Here is a 15,759-nt window from a genome sequence, read left to right as displayed (position 1 = left end):
GTAAATAGGTAAAGAAATATGGAACTTGATTTAACAATTCATACTTATGGTTATTACGATGCTTTGTATTATATATTAAATGGCCTTGCAATGCTACGCAATAGTGAGTTTTATACAGATATAGTCAATAGTTTATGTGTTTTGACTTGCTGCTATTATTGTATCCGAATAACTTACAGTAATAATTCTATGGTGTGGCGGGCATATGTGCTTAAAGTACTTGGTATGATTGTACTAATTAACGCATTATTACTGCCTAAAACAGAAATGATTATTAAAGATCATGTAAGTAAAATAATAGGCAAGGTTGATAATATTCCTATAGCTTTTGCCCTGCCCGTTGGCATATTAGAAGAATTTGGTCATTTGGTCACTATTGGTTTTGAACAAGTATATGCACCGATAGAAGCTCTTGTTAATTCTACGTCACCTATATTTTCTTATTATAATTATGGTATGTTATTTGGTGCAAGACTAAAAAAGGAATTACGTCAGGTTCGTATTAAAGACCCAGAGTTTGTAGAAAATATGCGTTCTTTTATCAAGCAATGTGTTGTACTACCAGCAATGATAGGTTATCAGTTTACTCCTAAACAATTAATAGATACTCCTGATATTTGGAAATTAGTGAGTAGCAAGGCTGGCACATTGACCCGTCTTTACATTAGAGACGGTAAGAATCTGCGTAATGTTACTTGCCAAGATGCAGCAAATCTCTTTGAGAATTATTTTGATGGAGAGATCAAAAGGGTAGTATCAAAAAATGCTAATACAGAATTTGCTAAGGCAAGAGGTGGATCAGATTATGTCCCTTCAGCTAGATCATCAAGCAGTTCATCAAGCATCCTATCAAATATTCTCGAGAAAAATATTAGTAGTCTTTATGGAGGTGGTCAAAAAGCAGGTGACATACTAAGGCAGCAAATGATGATTAACAGTATATCTGATTATACCGCAAGTAACTATGCAGTAGCACGTTCTCGAACCAGCCAAGAAAGTGGTTGGTTATTATCAAGTGATATGGCGACATTGTATTTACCAATGTTACTAGTAGTAATAAAATGCATAGTCTATGCCTCGTTTATGTTTTTAGTACCAATGTTAATCTTTAGTGGTGGCATAGCAAAATATACTTCTTATCTGACTTTAGTTGCTTCACTACAATTATGGTCGTCATTAAATGCTATTATTAATATGATCATGGGTACTTATAGTAATTTAAAAACTGGCTCAAGTTTAATGTTAAGTTTCAGTAGTAGCAGCACAATCCTAAATCACGTTGATACAATAGTAACAGTAGCAGCAGGTTTGCAAATGGTAATACCATTTTTGGCATTTGCTATTATGCAATCGGGCGTTAGCAGTCTTGGTCACTTAGCTGGATCAATTATTGGTGGACTGCAAGCAACATCGGGTAGTATAGGAGCAGAGATAGCAAGTGGTAACAGAAGTATTGATAATGTTTCAGAAGGAAATAGCCAACACTATATGAAGTCGGGATATAAAACGGACTATAATATGCAATATGTGGAACGAGGCAATAGCTGGCAACAAGCTGATGGTAGTATGGTACGTATTAACCCTGATGGCAGCACAATCTACACAGGCGGTCAAGGTCTCACTGCTTCTATGGGTGTCACCAAATTTAATTTGGAGCAAACAAATCAAAATCATGTGAATCAAGGCATACAAACATCTGAAGGTTTGCTTAAATCAGATCAAAGATCGTTGTCAGAGGCAAGGAATGATACTTTTAGTGACACAGCTGATTTTGTTGCCAATATAGCACAGCGTGAACATAGTGGGGAAACAATTGATTATAGTAAAGCTGGAGAATATACGAAATCTTTACAGCAAGCAGTACATAATGCTAGATCGCTTAACGAGAAATATGGTTATGGTTTGCATCAAGCTGCAAGAACAGCTTTGACAGTAGGTGCATCATTGAGTACTCCACTAAAAGGTCTTACTGGTGTTGGTATATCTAGTAATATAGAAGGATCAATAAGTGGTCAAAACTCTAGTGATCAATCATTTGGTGAGGAGATTGATATATCTAGACAAAATAATACTAATGAAAGCTATGTTAATATTGTTAAAGCTGCGTCAAATAAAGCATGGGGTCAGGATAATAGTACTGAAAAACATTATAGCGAGGCGGTAAGAAGCAGTTATGAACGGCAACAAAGATTAGAAGAACAAGTATCAATGCGTCAGGAGACAGTAGATAATTGGCACAGAGCAAAAAGCAGACTTGAATCAGAATCAGCAACAGTTAACAAGGATATGTATCAAGAAGTGTTAGACCGCTGCGTAATAGAGTTTGGTATGGATGCAAACTCCGTTAGGAAGCTAGCAGACAAGCAGCATCCTGACGTAATGAAAGTATGGAATAAAATGGTCGCTGAAAAATTTGCAAAATTTAATACCTGAAATAAATAGTGGTAGGCGACAAGTTTCAGGTCAGCATGCAGAAAAAGCATTAAATGATTTTAGCAATGAACATGATAAGAAAATTAATAGAAATCCAAGCTCACAAGTTAAAGAAGCAACAGCAAAAAGAGGTATTAACATTAATAATGAAGAATTTACGACAAATATTAAAGGCAAAGAGGGAAAACTAAAAAATAAGTTTGAAGAAGTAACAGATAAAAATACTGAACAATATAATAATATCCGACAAGTTAATGAACTTGAGCGAAAAGATTTACAGGCAGAGGTTGATAAGTATGAACAAGATAGGATTGGGCAAGGGAAAACTGCAAGAGGAACGGCATGGTTCTTGAATAAAGTAAATGCTGGTGAAACTATAGGAGGACCAGCTAAAGGAACTCCAAAAGGCTGGCAATTTAATAAAGGAGCTTATCAAAGTGCAAGGCAGAGTAAACCAAAAGATGAATAAATTAGTTGTCAATTAACGATCTGAGTTATAGATATTAGAACTTAAATATCTATAAGAAGGATCATTAATAATATCAGGAGACCTTATAGTATTACTATGACTAATACTACTATAGGAATTGCTATTAAAACTAGAAGAGGGAAAATTAGCATGATATGTTCCTGCTTTCATACCAATAATTTCTTCTTGCCAAGCATTTTTGTTAAATAAAATAGAAATAGGACAATTTTTGTATATGAAGTATAAAGTAGGTATTGCAAGCAAAAAACCAAGAAATGTGGTAGCTGTCAAATCAAACAAAATAACTCCATTGAGCATAAAGAATGGTACAAATACAAAAGCCGTTAGTACTATTGTAAGTGCAAATGCTGTTCCAAGATTTTTTGGTAATTTATCAGTTAGAGATTGGTCTTGTTTATTAAAGAATATTTTGTCTTCAGTATATGTTACTTTATTAAACATCACTAGAAATTTGGGTACTACAAATATTGTAATTAATATTAAAAAAATACTGTCAAATATTTTGCTCATTGCCATACTAAAGCATATCCCCAGCCAAAACATTAAGTTCCAAAAATTATCTTTATTTAGCCGTGATTTGATCCAATTCATAACAAGCCTCAAGTTTAGCATACCTAAATCAATAATATCATGGTTTGATATTTTAAGTAAAGAAATAATCAAGATTTTGGTTATTATAATAGTTGGTTTTTCACAAAATATGGTGTTTGCACAAGATTTAGCGGGATTAATTAGCACAGTTGAAAAAGAACATAACATTCCAAGCGGTTTATTGAAAGCTATTGCTGAAGTAGAGTCTGAAATGAAAGTTTATGCAGTAAATTTAGGTGGTAAAGCTTTCATTGCCAAATCTAAGGCGGAAGCGTCTAAAAATATACGTTCTTATCTGAGAAAAGGACATACAAATATTGATATTGGCGTAATGCAGATCAATTGGTACTGGCATAAAAGACAATTTTCTAGTCTTGATGAAATGCTTACTCCTAAAAATAATGTTAAGTATGCAGCCAAACTACTAACTGATTTATATCTGCAACATGGTGATTGGCAAAAGGTCGTCAGACTTTATCATTCTGCCAAGCCATATCATCATAAGCAATATTCAAGAAAGGTACTATTGTCTTGGCTGGGGAGCTAATTGGTATAAGACGGTACTATAAATTTACATTAGTTTATTTGTAGTAGTATTTTTTTAATTATTAGTAGTGCTGAATCCATATAAAAACAATATGTATATTGTTTTTATATGATGTTATAGTAATATATAAGTTTACTTATGAGTTTATAATTATGAATTGGTCTTTAAGAAAATTAACCTGCAAACAGCTAATGAATCAATTAAGCCCATTACAAAATATAATAATACCAAGTAACGGATGGTTAAAAACCATAAGAACTGCAATCGGTATGACAAGTCAGCAGCTAGCTCGTCGGTGTGGGGTTAGCAAGCAAAGAATCTTGCGTATAGAAAATGATGAGGTATTGATGAAGACAACCCTTGCAACTTTAGAAAAAGTCGCAAGTCAACTGGGTTGCAAGTTAGTTTATGCTATAGTTCCAGAAAAAAACTTACTAAATATTATAGAAGAGCAAGCAGAAAGAACTGCTATAGATAGGCTAAAGAAAATATCACATTCGATGATATTGGAAGATCAAAAAGTAATTGATAAAAAACAGCAAGAGCAAATTGAAATTCTAAAAGAAGAATTAATGAAAAATAATATAAAAACTATTTGGCAATGAGATTTATTTACGCTGAAGGTGCTACTCCTTTAAACCAAGATGAAATTAATAATTTATTACCAAAACATTTAACCACTCAAAGTGAGCTAAATGAATGGGAGCAATATAATATTTTAAAAGCAGAAGAATGGGTATTGCAGAGAAAAAGGCAAGATATTTTATCAATAAGTTTTGCACAAAAATTACATAATAAAATGTTTGATAACACTTGGAGTTGGGCGGGTAAGTTTAGAAAAACTCAAACCAATATAGGAGTAAATAGTATTTATATAGGGCAGGAACTCAAATTATTATTTGATGATACTATTTACCAGTTAACACATAAAATTTACCCTTTACGAGAAACTGCAATAAGATTTCACCATAGGCTGGTATTTATCCACCCATTCCCAAACGGTAATGGAAGGTTTTCTAGGCTCTTCGCTGATCTTATATTAGTAAGTCATAATGAGCATAGATTTAGTTGGGGTAGAAGCAATTTAATTTGCAATAATGCTACTAGAAAACAATATTTAGAAGCTCTAAGAGCTGCTGATAATAATGATTATAGTAAATTAATAATATTTGCTGATAGTTAAAAATATTCAAGAAAAGTAGCATCATGGACTTAGTGGTTAATCGAAAATGTATTATAATAGATAATAAATTAAGAGAATATACATACCAATGGTTGGTCTTTAAAATAAGATATATTTTATAAACTTATTACTTTAAATTTAGTCAAATTGTATGCTAAGTAATTTTATAGGTGGTGGTCAGATATTCTTGCATAAGATTAGGATGTTTTTGCAGGTATTTAATCGCTCTATTGCTATTTCGTGTATTGTAAGTGTGATAATTACCATAGTTTTAGCTTACCCTAAGCTAAAACTGTATGATTTATCTGCTGCTGTAACTTATCAGAAAGCCTTACTAGCCAGTAACTTTGATAATAGCGTGCGTCCTATTAAGGTAATGATCAATCCTAAAGGCAAAGAATATGTTACCCTAATTAATGCCTATAATCATGCTGGTTTATATAGGAGTAATATTGATCCACAACTGATCTTGACTTCCTCTAAATTTAGTAAGAATTATTATCAGCTGGTTAATTTTATCAAAGCTAAGTTACTACTCTGCCTTGGTTTGATGTTTGCTATTTTTGTTAGCATCTTTCTGCTGTGGGCAAAATTTGGTAAGTCGGTATCACTAGAAAAACAAATTAGCGGTAGTACTATCAAGTCAGCAAAAGAAATAACTAACTATTTAAATAAAGCTAATAAAGCAAGTAAATTCATTGTAGGTAGCATGCGACTTGTTAAAGATAGCGAAATTAGGCATATTATAGCTATTGGCACTACCGGTTCTAGTAAGACTAATTTGTTTAATAATTTAATTCCGCAAATCAGGAACTTTCAACAACCAGCATTGGTCGTTGATCAAACAGGGGAAATGATAGAAAGATATTATAACCCGGATAGAGGAGATATTATCTTTAATCCATTAGATGCTAGATCTCACAGTTGGGATTTTTGGACTGATACTAGTTCTAATAATAGTAATGATCATGAACAAGCAGAATATATTGATCCAAAGTTAGATAAATTTGCTAAAGTACTGTTTAAGTTTAACAAGAAGACTAGTAGCGGCTTTGATCCATTTTGGAATAATAGTAGTGCAGCTATTTTTTGTGCTTGTGTTCAATCCTTAATAAAAGAAGGCAATAAATCAATTACTGAACTGCAGAAAATGTTACAGCTATCTTCTAGGCAATCACTTGAGAAAAAGTTAGCTAATACAGTAGCCGCTAGATATTTAACAGCCAGTAATAAGACTACTGCTAGTTCTATTTTATCAGTGTTGGCAACTAGTACTGCTCCTCTAAATCTCTTATTTGACTCTGAGAAAAAGTTTTCCCTGACCAAATATTTTACTGAAGTAGCACAAGGCAATCCCGCTTGGTTATTCTTGAGTAACAGACCAGATATGCGAAACGTTACAATGCCGCTAACTAGCTGTTTATTCGAACTAGCAATTTCATGTCTAATTGGCATAGGGATCAATGAGAAAAGACGTATGTGGTTTATTATCGATGAACTAGCCTCTTTAGGCAATTTGCCTAGCTTTCCTACTTTAATATCAGAATCACGAAAATATGGTGGATGCGTTCTTTGTGCTACTCAATCAATTAACCAAATATTCGAAATTTTGGTATGTTGCAAGGTAGTAGTATCTTTGGCCAATTTGCTACTAAGTTTCTCTTTAGAAGTGATGAGCCAGCTACAGCTAAAATTATCACTGAGATATTTGGGCAACTGGAATATGCTACTAGTCAAAAAAATACTTCTTATGGAGCTCATGAGTTTCGAGATGGTATTAGCTATAGTGAAAATACTAAACATAAAGCTTTAATCACTACCGATGATCTTGCTACTTTAGCAGATTTAGAGTGTTTTGTTGGACTACCTGAGCCAAAAGCTAGAATAGCTAGAATTAAAGTGCCTTTAGCTGTGGATGTTCCTAAAAAACACCCATATTTTGTTGCTGCAAGCAAGTTTCCTGAGCATTATAATAATTCCATTGATAGTTATAATGTTCAGGAAGTTAGTGTTTCTGATATTTCAAATGACCAAGCAAGTATAACAGATGTTGAGCAAGTAGTACCACAATATCCACGCAAGGATCAACCTTGGTGGCAAGAAGCTAGGCAAGAATATGTTGTTATAACTAACGAGTATAATACATTAACGAATATTCATGGTAAAAAATGAGTAAAAAAATAACGACTGACTTTACTACAGTTTATGACAAAGTAGACAAGCACTTTACTACATGTATAGAACTTATTAAAGAACTGCCATATATTAAACGGGAGGTTCAAGATATTTTAACATCTTTTAGTGATTCCACTAGGCAATATAGTAATAATATTAATATTCAATTGGAAGATTTTAAAAAAAATCTTTCTAAGCTTAGTGAGGAGTGCTATATCTTAAGCAAAATACCGGAGAAGTTAGATAAAAGCATAATAGCTATAGCCCCTAAAGTTGCTGAGGAAATTCAAAGTCACAACCAACTTAAAATAGATGAAATGACTATAGCGATTAATAGCTGTAGTCAAAATCTCAATAAAATTAAAGATGATATTGAGTCTCTTAGGATTAATCGTAGCAAGAATTTCTTTCCTGTGGTAGCGATTAGTCTTAGCTTATCAACTATTACTACAACCACTGTCCTTTATTTTGTGTTACAATGGTTTCCACCACAGCAAAAATATCTAGTTGATAAAGCTCACGATATTCATACAGAAGGAGTAGTACAAATATTTGATATGCAAGGTAATTTCTGTAATAAAGCAAAAATAATCAAGGATTGAAGAACTTTTTGATATACAAAATTAATTGGCAACTGGGGTTAGTTAATGTTAATTATTTTTGTGTCTTGGTCTGTGACGTAGTATTGCTAGAGTTAGCAAATACTTTAAACTCATCAAGTAGTATTTTAAGATGCAGATTAATATCTGCTAACTGAAAGGTAGAATTTAATATGTAATTTTCTTTCTTAGCTGTACTATTAGCTAGCTCTGTGGTCTTTTGATATAGAGCTGATATTTCATCTTGTGCTTTAATGTAGACGTTAGAAAAACTATTGCAAATAACCTTGATGTCACTACAGGTTGATCTGATTTGATTAAGCCATTTGACCGAAAGTAGTATTAATAATATTTGTCCGATGATTAGGCTAAATACTCCAATGGTCAAGGCTAATATTTGGTAATTCATGTTCTACTTTATTATGATTAGCTTTTAATAAAAAACATCACTTTTGATGTTGTTCAATTATGTCCTGCCTTTAAATTCTATATATAGAATTATATGTATAATACTTTTATTCTAATGTCAATAATTATGCATATAAAATTTGACAAAAAAACATTTATGTGAGAATTAATACATAGTGGAACATAAATGTAACTAAAAAATAATTGAATTACTTAGAACATAATGTCATATACAACATTACAAAAAAATTTAGATAAAATTATTAAAGACCGTAATTACCAAGTTACTGAACTTGAAAGAAAAGCTGGTTTAAAGAAAAATAATATATACAATATTCTAAAGGGGATATCTAAAAAACCTTCAGCAGAGTTGTTACAAACGGTAGCCGATGTACTAGGTGTAACCGTTAAAGATTTATATAATCCCTTTATTGAAACAAAAAATTATTTAAATAATGATGATTTTGAATTGATGGAAAAAATACTTAAGACTGTAATAGAAGAGATAAAAAATCTTAAGTTAGAAGTTACTGAAGTGGATCTAGTCAATATTATGTTAGAAGTGTTTAATTACTCGAAACCCGAACCCAAAAAAGAACTAGAGAAAAGGTTTATTAATTGGATATTACAACAACGCATACAAAAAAAGTAAATTTGGGGCAAAAATGAATATTTTATCAAATTGTTATTAGTTTTTACACTTACTCAAAAGATCTATACTTCTAAAGTGGTTTTCACCAAATTTTTCTATGAGTTGGGTGCTAAATTTTATATACCAAAATTTATTTGGTATATTGCAAGTTGCTTTTGCTGCAGCCCAATACAGGTAGCTTACTTCATCGACATTTTTCATATTGTCCCGATAATTATTATAATATAATACTTCTGCTGAAGCATAGGATTCAGCTGCTTTCTCATTTTGACCAAGAGCTGCTAATGCATCTCCTCCCGACTTCCGCATTTTTTAATAAGGCATAAGCTTAGAAGGGTCATAGTGCTGGGATTTTTAAAATTTAGGCACAACATTATTTTGTTATTTTAAATATATTGCAGCATGGTCTGAACGTTTGATGTTAAAGGTTTTATAGATTTTTCTAGCTTCGTTTTTTATTGCACTTGGTAGTCTATAAAGATCACCAGTCTTTGTATGTCTTAAGATTGAATCCTGTACTGATATTAATAATTCAACGATGTTAGTTACACTGATCTTTTGGGTCAGAGCAACCTTGTATTCTATAGTTTTAAGCACTGCAAAACTCATATAACACACAGCTATGTGTGCTTCTATCCTTTGTTTAGTCCAGTGAAAAATTGGACGCATTTGTAAATTATGTTTATTGATTCTAAATTGCTCTTCAATTACCCATAATCTAGCATATTTTGCTATTGCTTCATGTGGAGTTATAGTCTGGTCATTGGTGATTACCCCATGTATGCCATCCCACAACGCATCCTGCTCTATCTTCTCTGCGTCAATATAGCTCTTGCCATTTTCACTAGAAGTATATTTTTTTACTCCACTATTAGATATAAGTTTTTTAGTACTACCAAACTCACCAATAGTCTTATTAATTTTATCTAAAATTTTTTGTCGCTCCTGTGCATCATTAATAGCCCTTTTAGATTTATAACTGGTAATTAGACGTTTACCATCATGCTCTAGATCGGCAATCCAAGTAAGATCATTGCCTATAACAGTAGGCTTATAGTTTTCCTCTGATAATATTTCTTCTTTCTTTTCTTTCTTGAGTGTTTTAAGCTTTGCTGCCACAATATAACGATAACCACCTTCATCGAGAGCTTGCAAGTTAGCTTTACTAAACATTGCACGATCAGCAATAAAACAGACATCTTTAACTTTAAGATACGCTTGCCAGCTGTTAATTGATTTAATTAAGGTGCTAACTTCTGCGGTATTACCACTAAACAGCTCATAGCCAAGTGGTAATCCATCCTCATTAGTTGCTAGGGCAAGAACTAGTTGGGTAGTATTAAAGCGATGATCTTTACTATAGCCAAAGGCTCTTAGCTCATCTATTTCTACTGATTCAAAGTATAGTGTAGTAACATCAAAAAATACTAGGCTAATCTCTTTATTAGGAATCAGGGTTAGGGTGTTTTTAAAGCATAATTCTTTAATTTTAGGTATTTGCTCATGTAATTTGTCCATCATCCGATAAGTAGCATCTAGATCATGATGCCTGTCAAATTGATCGCTTAAATACTCAACTATCCCTTTTTTACTATTTGGTCTTACCATACGGGCTAACACTAAATCCTTCAGCATCCCAGCGTCACGTTTCCTTGCTAGTAACTGGTTAAAATGCATTTGATCATAAACATGCCCCCCTATTTGATGCACTCCTTCAACAACTCGCTTGACTTCTACAACCTCATTTAGTTTTACTTCGTTAACAGGTAGAATATCTTTTAGCAGCTTGTTAGTTGGACGACCTCTTTTAACCTCGTTAGTATCATCAGTAAACAAATTCCCCTGCCCAGTTGCAGCTTCTCTCTCAGCTTTAATCTTGGCAATCAAATATTGTGCTAGGGCAACTAATTTAGCTTCTTCTACTTCATCTACGAAGACTCCTAAATGACGTACTATACGCTGTTTGACGTTACCTTTACTATCACGATAACCTTCCACTATTTGAATAGATTGCCTTGGACTATTAGGAGTTTTTTTACGACGTATGTACATATTAGGGCTATAAAATATGGGGCTATATTTAATTAATTAAATAATAAACAACATCGCAGTTAAAGTCAATAATAAAATATCTACTAGGCACAACAGAACGAGAGTACCACTTCACCTCCTTACTAATGCCACTTATAACAACTAATATCAAAAAATCTGCGGAAGTCAGGTGCATAGGATTCAGCTGCTTTCTCATTTTGACCAAGAGCTGCTAATGCATCTCCTTCTGCAACAAAAGCCTTGGCTAAATTTATATCTAGTGAGGTGGTAAGATTTTTATTAGCCCTACTTGGATCATTAATGAATATGGTTGTAGCTTTTTGGGCATATTCTAGAGCTTTGTTAGTATTACCTAAACCAAGTTCCGCTCTTGACATTTGGGTAAAAATACGAGCAAATATCTCTTGATATTCCTTATTTACAGACCTATGCATTTCATATAATTGCTGTAACTGTTCATAGGCTTCGTGATATTTACCTAAAGAGTTTAATATTTCAGATTTTAACATGTAACAATTTGTAAAAAATAAGTCTTTAGGGCTAATCCCACTCTTAAAAGTTCTAATTATATTTTTATTAATTTCTTCTAAAGCATTTTCCTCATTACCATTATTATGGTATAATTTAGTTTTTATTAAATTTAACATACTCTCTATTTCTTTAAGATCTACATTAGCAGTCTTAAATATTTGTTCCATTTCATTAATTTCATTTTGAGCTTCAGTAATTTTACCTAATGCAATGTAGAAAGTAGCTAAATTATAAACTGCAGCACACTTACTAGCCTCATAACCTTTTACCTTATTAAACACCTCTTTAGCTCTTGAGTAATATTCAAAAGCCTTGTGCAAATCAGCAAATCTATTTTTATAATAGACACCGCTATTACCCAAATATCTAGCATAAAAATATTTTTCATCATTATTCATTAACCACAATTTAAACTTACCTTGTTGATCATTTATATTAAACCAGTGAAATAGTTTTTCTGCGTTGTAATGATCTAAAGAGCTTATATATTGAACCATTAATAGAGTATTTAACTCCAACAATTTATATATATTAATATTATAATTGGTGGCATTCCTTTCTATTATTTTAAGATTTTCAAGCATAGTTCTAGCACTTCTAAATATACGACCTTTTACTAAATTCTTTGGTGTTGCATCTATTAATTTAGTAACAATGTCTTCTAAATAATTTTTATTATTATTATCTGCATTTATTTCTATTATTTTATTAGCAATAACATCATGCATCTCAAAAACAGGATTGGTTTCATTTGAGTCAATATTAGCTACTAAAGCAAATTTAGACAGTTGATAAATATCATCATCAATAGTATTCTTGTCATCAGTAATAATTTTTAGTAGTTCTTTCGAAAAACCTTGGGTGTTAATTAAGGTTATCTTATTTAGTAATCTTTTAGTATTTGGCTTTAATTCCTTAATTGCTAAAGTAATGTTTAATTTAATTTTATCAGCAGAATCTCGTATCCTCTTTTTATATTCTTCTTGATTTAAACCCGGTACTTGGTTCAATAACTGTGTGCCTTGTACTATCAATATAGGATAACCACTAAATTCTTGAACTAAAAACTCTGCTAGTTTAGGATCATCTTTTTCTAAAATATTATTAGCAAGAGTAGTAGCATCATTTTTTTCAAATGCCGTCATTTTGACTGTATTAGGTAATAGTTCACTATCTTGGGAAGCAAAAATAACATGACCATTATGTTCCCAATTAACAAATTCTTGCACCTTATGATTTTCTTTGATCTTTAAATTATCAAATACTAACAACCATTTATTCTTACTAGATAAGTAAGACAATAACTTCTTTTTTTGCTGTTCTTACATCTTCTGATATTAAATTAGTCTTAGCTTTTTCATTAATTGATTTTGCTAGTTTTAGAAACTCTTCATTAATATCTAAATTGCAATCAATGAACCAAATAAGATCATAATTATTTTTATTCTCATAGGCGTACATTCTCGCAAGCTGAGTCTTGCCCATACCACTAATGCCAACGAGACTTGTTTGTCTATGTTTGATCAAATTATTCTTAACTAAAGTTAATTGTTTAACATGATCTACAAAATAGCTTACTGGTATAACAAGATTGGATATTTCCACTTGAGCAACTGATGTATAAGGCATTATTAATACCATTATTATTAATAAATATTTTTTCATTTTTTCTTTCTAATATTATTCATATATTTAGCAAAATATAATATCTATCCATTGTTTTTACTTCGAATTATTGATTATTGTAGTACAAATAACTTCTACATCAAATTGTTATTAGTTTTTACACTTACTCAAAAGATCTATACTTCTAAAGTGGTTTTCACCAAATTTTTCTATGAGTTGGGTGCTAAATTTTATATACCAAAATTTATTTGGTAAATTGCAAGTTGCTTTTGCTGCAGCCCAATACAGGTAGCTTACTTCATCGACATTTTTCATATTGTCCCGATAATTATTATAATATAATACTTCTGCTGAAGCATAGGATTCAGCTGCTTTCTCATTTTGACCAAGAGCCGCTAACGCATCTCCTTCAACAACAAAAGCTTTCGCCAAACGTAGGTCTTGTAATTCCGTAAGATTAGCATTTTTTTTAGTTGGATCATTAATGAATATATTTTTAGCTTTTTGAGCATATTCTAAAGCTTTCCTAATATTTCCTAATCCCAGTTCTGCTCTTGACATCTCAGTAAAGATTCGACCAAATACTTCATGATCATCTTTTTTAGATGATTTGCACATATTGTATAACTGCTCAGTTTGTGCATAAGAATCCTTATACTGTCCAAGAATATTTAATATCTCAGCTTTAAGTACATAAGGATTTATAAAAAATAAATCCTCAGGCTGTAATCCATTGTTAATACATACTTCTATAGTTTTTTTAGTTTGTTCCAATGCTTCTAGGTATTTTCCTTGTACAAATAATAAATTTGCTCTTGCAAAATATATAAATATATTATCACTTTTACCGGTTAAGCCAGTGTTAAGCAAATTTTTCAAAATCTGTATATTTTCTTCTGCTTCTTTAATTTTTCCTAACATAATATTGGATATAACTAAATAATAAATTATATTAGATTTAGTAGATTCATAACCATCTATATTTTCAAACACTTTCTGTGCTTTTGTATAATAGTAAATTGCTGTATTATAATCAGAATTGTTATTTCTATAATATGTACCTACTAATTCTAGATAAGATGTATAATTATATTTTTTATTATTATTCATTAGCCATAATTTAAATACATTATTATTATCATTTGCAATAAACCAATCAACCAATTTTCTTGAATTACAGCAATCCAAAGAATAAACGTAGTCTATTAGTAAATGTAAATTTACTTAATAGTACATGTATATCTATCTTATATAGTTCCGCATTTCTTAAAATTACTTCTAAATTTTCATGCACTGTTTTAGCACTTCTAAAAATATACGCTTTTACTGTGTTCTTTGGTACAGAGTCAGTAAATTTAGTAACAATGTCTTCTAAATAATTTTTATTATTCTTATTTCCATTTATCTCCATTATCTTATTAGCAATAACATCATGCATTTCAAAAACAGGATTGGTTTCATTTGGATCGGTATTAGAAATTAAAGCAAATTTAGACAGTTGATAAATATCATCATCAATATTATTCTTGTCATCAGTAATAATTCTTAGTAGTTCCTTAGAAAAACCTTGGTTATTGATTAGTGCTATTTTATTTAGTAATTTTTTAGCATTTGGCTTTAATTCCTTAATTGCTAGAGTAATATTTAATTTAATTTTATCAGCAGAATCTCGTATCCTCTTTTTATATTCTTCTTGGTTTAAACTCGGTACTTGGTTCAATAATTGTACCCCTTGTACTATAAGGATAGGGTAACCAACAAATTCTTGTGCTAGAAATTCTGCTGATTTTGGATTATTATTTTTTAAAATATTATTGGCAAGAGTAATAGCATCTTGCTTGTCAAATGCTGTCATCTTAATTATACTGGGTAATCCCTCACTATCTTGGGAAGCAAAAATAACATGACCATTATGTTCCCAATTAACAAATTCTTGCACCTTATGATTTTCTTTGATCTTTAAATTATCAAATACTAACAACCATTTATTCTTACTAGATAAGTAAGACAATACTTCTTTTTTTGCTGTTCTTATATCTTCTGATATTAAATTAGTCTTAGCTTTTTCATTAATTGATTTTGCTAGTTTTAGAAACTCTTCATTAATATCTAAATTGCAATCAATGAACCAAATAAGATCATAATTATTTTTATTCTCATAGGCGTACATTCTCGCAAGCTGAGTCTTGCCCATACCACTAATGCCAACGAGACTTGTTTGTCTATATTTGATCAAATTATTCTTAACTAAAGTTAATTGTTTAACATGATCTACAAAATAGCTTACTGGTATAACAAGATTGGATATTTCCACTTGAGCAACTGATGTATAAGGCATTATTAATACCATTATTATTAATATATATTTCTTCATTTTTTCTTTCTAATAATATTATTCATATATTTAGCAAAATATAATATTTATCCTTGTGTTTACTTCGAATTATTTATTATTGTAGTACAAATAACTTC

General features: G+C 31.1%; 16 protein-coding genes and 1 pseudogene. 9 read left to right on the top strand and 8 right to left on the bottom strand.

Annotated elements, in window-relative coordinates; translation table 11 throughout:
* Nucleotides 1-18 precede the first annotated feature (18 nt).
* Both AAHN03_RS06650 and AAHN03_RS06645 read left to right on the top strand, forming a co-directional pair.
* Entirely contained in the window at nucleotides 19-2,433 is a 2,415-nt protein-coding gene (locus tag AAHN03_RS06650; RefSeq protein WP_342278558.1) for a conjugal transfer protein TraG N-terminal domain-containing protein, read from the top strand.
* Nucleotides 2,414-2,902, top strand: coding sequence for a hypothetical protein (locus AAHN03_RS06645; RefSeq protein ID WP_342278557.1), 489 nt, complete (start codon nucleotides 2,414-2,416; stop codon nucleotides 2,900-2,902). The genes AAHN03_RS06650 and AAHN03_RS06645 overlap by 20 nt, the downstream gene beginning before the upstream one ends.
* 12 nt (nucleotides 2,903-2,914) lie before the next feature.
* Here AAHN03_RS06645 and AAHN03_RS06640 read toward each other — a convergent pair whose 3' ends face one another.
* Nucleotides 2,915-3,193 (bottom strand): hypothetical protein, encoded by a 279-nt coding sequence (locus tag AAHN03_RS06640; protein ID WP_342278556.1) that lies wholly within the window; start codon nucleotides 3,191-3,193, stop codon nucleotides 2,915-2,917.
* A 19-nt stretch (nucleotides 3,194-3,212) separates the two neighbouring features.
* Here AAHN03_RS06640 and AAHN03_RS06635 point away from each other — a divergent pair, with 19 nt between their 5' ends.
* From AAHN03_RS06635 to AAHN03_RS06610, 6 genes and pseudogenes are all read left to right on the top strand, one after another.
* Nucleotides 3,213-4,061, top strand: coding sequence for a transglycosylase SLT domain-containing protein (locus AAHN03_RS06635; RefSeq protein ID WP_342278555.1), 849 nt, complete (start codon nucleotides 3,213-3,215; stop codon nucleotides 4,059-4,061).
* 152 nt (nucleotides 4,062-4,213) lie between these two features.
* Entirely contained in the window at nucleotides 4,214-4,666 is a 453-nt protein-coding gene (locus tag AAHN03_RS06630; RefSeq protein WP_342278554.1) for a mobile mystery protein A, read from the top strand.
* Nucleotides 4,663-5,244, top strand: coding sequence for a mobile mystery protein B (locus tag AAHN03_RS06625; protein ID WP_342278553.1), 582 nt, complete (start codon nucleotides 4,663-4,665; stop codon nucleotides 5,242-5,244). The genes AAHN03_RS06630 and AAHN03_RS06625 overlap by 4 nt, the downstream gene beginning before the upstream one ends.
* A gap of 151 nt (nucleotides 5,245-5,395) precedes the next feature.
* Nucleotides 5,396-6,841: pseudogene (locus AAHN03_RS06620) on the top strand (type IV secretion system DNA-binding domain-containing protein); the annotation flags it as partial.
* Between the two features lie 17 nt (nucleotides 6,842-6,858).
* Nucleotides 6,859-7,416, top strand: coding sequence for a type IV secretion system DNA-binding domain-containing protein (locus AAHN03_RS06615; RefSeq protein WP_342278552.1), 558 nt, complete (start codon nucleotides 6,859-6,861; stop codon nucleotides 7,414-7,416).
* Nucleotides 7,413-8,021, top strand: coding sequence for a hypothetical protein (locus AAHN03_RS06610; protein WP_342278551.1), 609 nt, complete (start codon nucleotides 7,413-7,415; stop codon nucleotides 8,019-8,021). Before AAHN03_RS06615 ends, AAHN03_RS06610 begins: the two co-directional genes overlap by 4 nt.
* Before the next feature lie 52 nt (nucleotides 8,022-8,073).
* Here AAHN03_RS06610 and AAHN03_RS06605 read toward each other — a convergent pair whose 3' ends face one another.
* Nucleotides 8,074-8,427, bottom strand: coding sequence for a hypothetical protein (locus AAHN03_RS06605; RefSeq protein WP_342278550.1), 354 nt, complete (start codon nucleotides 8,425-8,427; stop codon nucleotides 8,074-8,076).
* A 222-nt stretch (nucleotides 8,428-8,649) separates the two neighbouring features.
* Here AAHN03_RS06605 and AAHN03_RS06600 point away from each other — a divergent pair, with 222 nt between their 5' ends.
* A complete protein-coding gene (locus AAHN03_RS06600) occupies nucleotides 8,650-9,078 on the top strand; it encodes a helix-turn-helix transcriptional regulator (RefSeq protein ID WP_342278549.1) in 429 nt (142 codons plus the stop codon).
* Nucleotides 9,079-9,114: 36 nt separating this feature from the next.
* Here AAHN03_RS06600 and AAHN03_RS06595 read toward each other — a convergent pair whose 3' ends face one another.
* The 6 genes from AAHN03_RS06595 to AAHN03_RS06570 form a co-directional block, all read right to left on the bottom strand.
* Nucleotides 9,115-9,387, bottom strand: coding sequence for a hypothetical protein (locus AAHN03_RS06595; protein WP_342278548.1), 273 nt, complete (start codon nucleotides 9,385-9,387; stop codon nucleotides 9,115-9,117).
* Nucleotides 9,388-9,459: 72 nt separating this feature from the next.
* Nucleotides 9,460-11,130, bottom strand: a complete 1,671-nt coding sequence (locus AAHN03_RS06590) for an IS1634 family transposase (protein WP_342278361.1) — start codon at nucleotides 11,128-11,130, stop codon at nucleotides 9,460-9,462.
* Nucleotides 11,131-11,252: 122 nt separating this feature from the next.
* Nucleotides 11,253-12,962 (bottom strand): tetratricopeptide repeat protein, encoded by a 1,710-nt coding sequence (locus AAHN03_RS06585; RefSeq protein ID WP_342278547.1) that lies wholly within the window; start codon nucleotides 12,960-12,962, stop codon nucleotides 11,253-11,255.
* The gene (locus AAHN03_RS06580; RefSeq protein WP_342278546.1) at nucleotides 12,946-13,326 is read right to left on the bottom strand and encodes a hypothetical protein; all 381 of its coding nucleotides are present in this window, start codon (nucleotides 13,324-13,326) and stop codon (nucleotides 12,946-12,948) included. Before AAHN03_RS06580 ends, AAHN03_RS06585 begins: the two co-directional genes overlap by 17 nt.
* A 111-nt stretch (nucleotides 13,327-13,437) precedes the next feature.
* Nucleotides 13,438-14,475, bottom strand: a complete 1,038-nt coding sequence (locus AAHN03_RS06575; protein ID WP_342278545.1) for a hypothetical protein — start codon at nucleotides 14,473-14,475, stop codon at nucleotides 13,438-13,440.
* A complete protein-coding gene (locus AAHN03_RS06570; RefSeq protein WP_342278544.1) occupies nucleotides 14,462-15,661 on the bottom strand; it encodes a hypothetical protein in 1,200 nt (399 codons plus the stop codon). Before AAHN03_RS06570 ends, AAHN03_RS06575 begins: the two co-directional genes overlap by 14 nt.
* Nucleotides 15,662-15,759: the final 98 nt, after the last annotated feature.

It is taken from the genome of Candidatus Tisiphia endosymbiont of Myopa tessellatipennis, assembly GCF_964031105.1.
GTDB lineage: Bacteria > Pseudomonadota > Alphaproteobacteria > Rickettsiales > Rickettsiaceae > Tisiphia.
Note: the sequence above shows the minus strand (reverse complement) of the source record. Positions and strands in the feature narration are given on the sequence as shown.